Below are 3,638 nucleotides of genomic sequence, written 5' to 3'. Positions count from 1 at the left end.
CTCATGGGCCCTGAAAAACGCTCTATGGTGATGTCTGACAAGGAAAAGGAACTCACCGCCTGGCACGAAGCCGGCCATGCCATCGTGGCACTGAAGGTGCCCGTGGCTGACCCGGTTCACAAGGCGACGATCATTCCGCGCGGCCGCGCCCTCGGCATGGTCATGCAGCTGCCCGTCGACGACAAGATGTCCATGTCGAAGAGCGAAATGACATCGCGCCTTGCCATAATGATGGGCGGCCGCGTCGCTGAGGAAGAAAAGTTCGGCATGGAAAATGTCACCGCCGGTGCTGCCTCAGACATTCAGCAGGCGACCAAGCTCGCCCGCGCCATGGTGACCCGCTGGGGCCTGTCCGACGCGATCGGCCCTGTCGATTATGCCGAAGACCAGGGCGATGTGTTCCTCGGCCAGCAGCTGATGAACAAGTCGCACGTGTCCGAAGACACCTCGAAGAAAATCGAGGAAGAGGTCCGTAAGCTTGTCCAGCGCGGCATGGATGATGCGCGCGAGGTCATGACCAAGCATCGTGATCAATGGTCAACGCTCGCCGAAGGCCTGCTAGAGTACGAGACTCTTTCCGGCGAGGAGATCAAGGACCTGCTGAACGGCAAGCCTCCGTCGCGCCCGGATGAGCCTGACGAGCCGCAAGGGCCTGCCTCAGCCGTGCCTGTCACTGGCAAACGCCGCAAGGGTTATGGCGAAGAATCCGGCGGCGAACCCGAACCGGCCTGATTGGCGAAAAATTTGATTGCCATAGGGCGCAGCCTGCCTAGGCTGCGCCCTATGTATTTGCGGTTTTTTGTTCTTGTACTCGCGATCGCCCTGCCGGCGTGTGACAGGGAGATTCCGGCTGACCTTTCAGCTGATCAGTTTCTCGCCAATATCCAGCCCTATTGCGGCGCCTCCTATGAAGGCATGATCGTCAGCGATGATCCCGAAGATGATGATTGGCGCGCTGAGACCATAATTGCGGACTTCGAGACCTGCACAGACACCGGCCTGCGCATTCCGCTTCATGTCGGCGACGATCATTCCCGCACCTGGCTTGTCGCGCTCAATGATGACGGCCGCCTCGCGCTTCGCCATCAGCACAATCATGAGGACGGCACGCCAGATGCGCTGACCCTGTATGGCGGAAAGTCGTCCGGAGCCTCAACGGCAACCCGGCAGGTCTTCCCGGCCGACAAGAAGACGATGGACCTCTTCGAAGCTGACGACATACCGGAATCCAAGCACAAGATCTGGGCCATGGAGATCGACCCCGACGAGGATCTCTTTGTTTACGAGCTTGAGCGTCCTGAACGCCATTTCCGCGTTGAGTTCGATCTTTCCAACCCGGTCGAGTCTCCTGGCGAGCCCTGGTAAGCCCGATCTGACGATCCGGCTTTTTCTCGGCCCGTGAACGGCTTATCTCTGCGTGATGGAACAGACAGACGAAAAACAGGGCCGCGTGCTCGTCATCGCCGGCTCGGACTCGGGCGGCGGGGCCGGCATACAGGCTGACATCAAGGCCATCATGGCCACTGGCGGCTATGCTATGACCGCTATATCAGCGGTCACCGTGCAGGACACGACCGGCGTCCATGACGTCCACCCCATCCCCATCGGTACGGTGACCGCGCAGATGCGGGTCTGCCTCAAGGATACCGGCGCTGACGCGATCAAGACCGGCATGATCGCGACCGCCGATCTTGTCGAAGCGGTGGCCGAAACGCTCGATGAGCGCGCGCCGGCCGTTCCGCGCATCATCGATCCGGTGATGGTCGCAACATCCGGCGACAGGCTGGTGAATGAGCGCGCTGTCGAGGCGATGGCATCGCTGCTCGTCTCCGGCGCACATCTGGTAACCCCGAACGCGCCTGAAGCCGAAGTGCTGACAGGCAAGTCCGTCGACGGCATCAACGGCCAGAGACGTGCCGCGGAGATGCTGCTCAAGCGCGGCGCCAAAGGGGCGCTTGTCAAAGGCGGTCATATCCCCGGCCGGGTCATCACCGACGTGCTGCAGACCGAGGATGGCGAGTGGATCTTCGAGGGCCCGCGGATCGAAACACGTTCGACCCACGGCTCGGGCTGCACGCTGGCAAGCGCCATCGCCAGCCTCGTTGCGCAAGGTGTTGCGCTGAATGACGCCGTCGAACAGGCGCGCGACTATCTGCACGGCGCAATCGCCTCTGCCAAGGGGTTTGGCCAGGGGCACGGCCCTGTGCATCATGGCTGGGTGCTGGACAGCACTGAGGAGGGTTGATCGTGCCTGCGCCGGACCTCTCCGCCAAGAGAACGGCCTATGACGCCTGGCTCGCTGCCCGGACCGGGCGTCCGGCGGAAACCGTGCCGGGTCTCTCGGAGGCCCTGCCCTTTCCGCTCGACCCGGAGGGCCTGGCGAGACGAGGCTGGAGCGACCTGCCGCTTTACTGGATTCCGGAACCTGGCATTGTCTACGCTGATGGATATGGCGAGGACCGGGCGATCTACGACACGCCGATCTTCAATCCGGAAGGCGTTGAACCGCGCACGATCCATCTCGGCCTCGATGTGTTCGCGCTGCCGGGCACGCGCGTTCATGCACCGCTCGACGGCGTGATGCACAGCTTCCAGCGTAATGACAATGAAAAGGATTACGGACCGACCATCATCCTCGAGCACGAAGTCACGCCCGAGCTTACCTTCTACACACTTTACGGCCATCTCAGCCTCGACAGTCTCGACGGTCTTGAGCCGCGCAAACCGGTGTCCAAGGGTCAGGAAATAGCCCGCCTCGGCTCGAATGACGTGAATGGCGGCTGGGCGCCGCATCTGCATTTTCAGGTCATACTGGACGTGAGCGACAAGCACGGAGACTTCCCGGGCGTGTGCCGGAAATCAGAACAAGAGGCCTGGCTCACGCTTTGTCCCGATCCAGAAGCATTCCTCGGCCTCGGCCAGCGCCGCTAAACAACGCCTTAGAAAGTCTGGTTTGTGCGCGCCGGCGCGACCCTCTATCTGAAGCGCTCCTCCAACGGAGACGCGCCATGACCACCCTCCCCTTTTTCCAGATCGATGCCTTCGCGTCGAAGCCCTTTGAGGGAAACCAGGCCTGCGTCATACCGATGGATGACTTTCTGCCGGATGAAACCCTCCAGGCCATCGCGGCTGAGAACAATGTCGCCGAGACCGCCTTTATCGTGCCGGCTGGCGAGGGTGTCTGGACGCTGCGCTGGTTCACACCGACGGTCGAGGTGCCGCTTTGCGGACATGCGACACTGGCCAGCGCACATGCCCTGTTCACCCATCTCGGCTTTGACGGCGCAGAGGTGGCATTCGACACGTTGAAGTCCGGCCGGCTCACTGTGAAACAGCTGCCCGACGGGCGCTACGAAATGGATTTCCCGGCCCCGACAATCCAGAAGGCCGATGTCACAGAAGATGTCGCGACCGCGCTCGGCGCATGGCCGCTCGAAGCCTGGGGCGGGCCTTTTTATGCCGCCGTCTTCGCGGACCCGGATGACATTGTGACGATGCAGGCAGATCTCGATCTCATCTCGAAACTTGGCGTGATGAAGGATGTAAACCGCGGCAATCTCGGTGTGCTCGCCGCTGGCGGAGAGGGTGTCGATGTCACGAGCCGCTTCTTCGCTCCGGCAAGCGGCATCCCCGAAGAC

Annotated in this window: 4 protein-coding genes and 1 pseudogene; all 5 read left to right on the top strand. The window is 61.8% G+C overall.

The features are described from left to right. Positions 1–732: pseudogene (locus WA989_RS03630) on the top strand (ATP-dependent zinc metalloprotease FtsH); the annotation flags it as partial. A gap of 51 nt (positions 733–783) precedes the next feature. Then, positions 784–1,365, top strand: coding sequence for a hypothetical protein (locus tag WA989_RS03625; protein WP_424339156.1), 582 nt, complete (start codon positions 784–786; stop codon positions 1,363–1,365). A 55-nt stretch (positions 1,366–1,420) separates the two neighbouring features. Continuing rightward, positions 1,421–2,245 carry a bifunctional hydroxymethylpyrimidine kinase/phosphomethylpyrimidine kinase gene (gene thiD / locus WA989_RS03620; protein ID WP_424339155.1) on the top strand — a complete coding sequence of 275 codons (825 nt, stop codon included), beginning with the start codon at positions 1,421–1,423 and terminating at the stop codon, positions 2,243–2,245. 2 nt (positions 2,246–2,247) lie between these two features. After that, on the top strand, positions 2,248–2,931 hold the full coding sequence (locus WA989_RS03615) for a peptidoglycan DD-metalloendopeptidase family protein (protein ID WP_424339154.1): 684 nt from the start codon (positions 2,248–2,250) through the stop codon (positions 2,929–2,931). Positions 2,932–3,008: 77 nt separating this feature from the next. Continuing rightward, a partial coding sequence (locus WA989_RS03610) for a PhzF family phenazine biosynthesis protein (RefSeq protein WP_424339153.1) occupies positions 3,009–3,638 on the top strand: 630 nt, incomplete at its 3' end.

Source organism: Henriciella sp. (assembly GCF_049649345.1).
Taxonomy (GTDB): domain Bacteria; phylum Pseudomonadota; class Alphaproteobacteria; order Caulobacterales; family Hyphomonadaceae; genus Henriciella.
Note: the sequence above shows the minus strand (reverse complement) of the source record. Positions and strands in the feature narration are given on the sequence as shown.

What these genes read in the sequence shown, in the direction of transcription:
- WA989_RS03625 (WP_424339156.1), top strand. Translation starts at nt 784, where the DNA reads ATGTATTTGCGGTTTTTTGTTCTTGTACTCGCGATCGCCCTGCCGGCG.
- thiD (WP_424339155.1), top strand. Translation starts at nt 1,421, where the DNA reads ATGGAACAGACAGACGAAAAACAGGGCCGCGTGCTCGTCATCGCCGGC.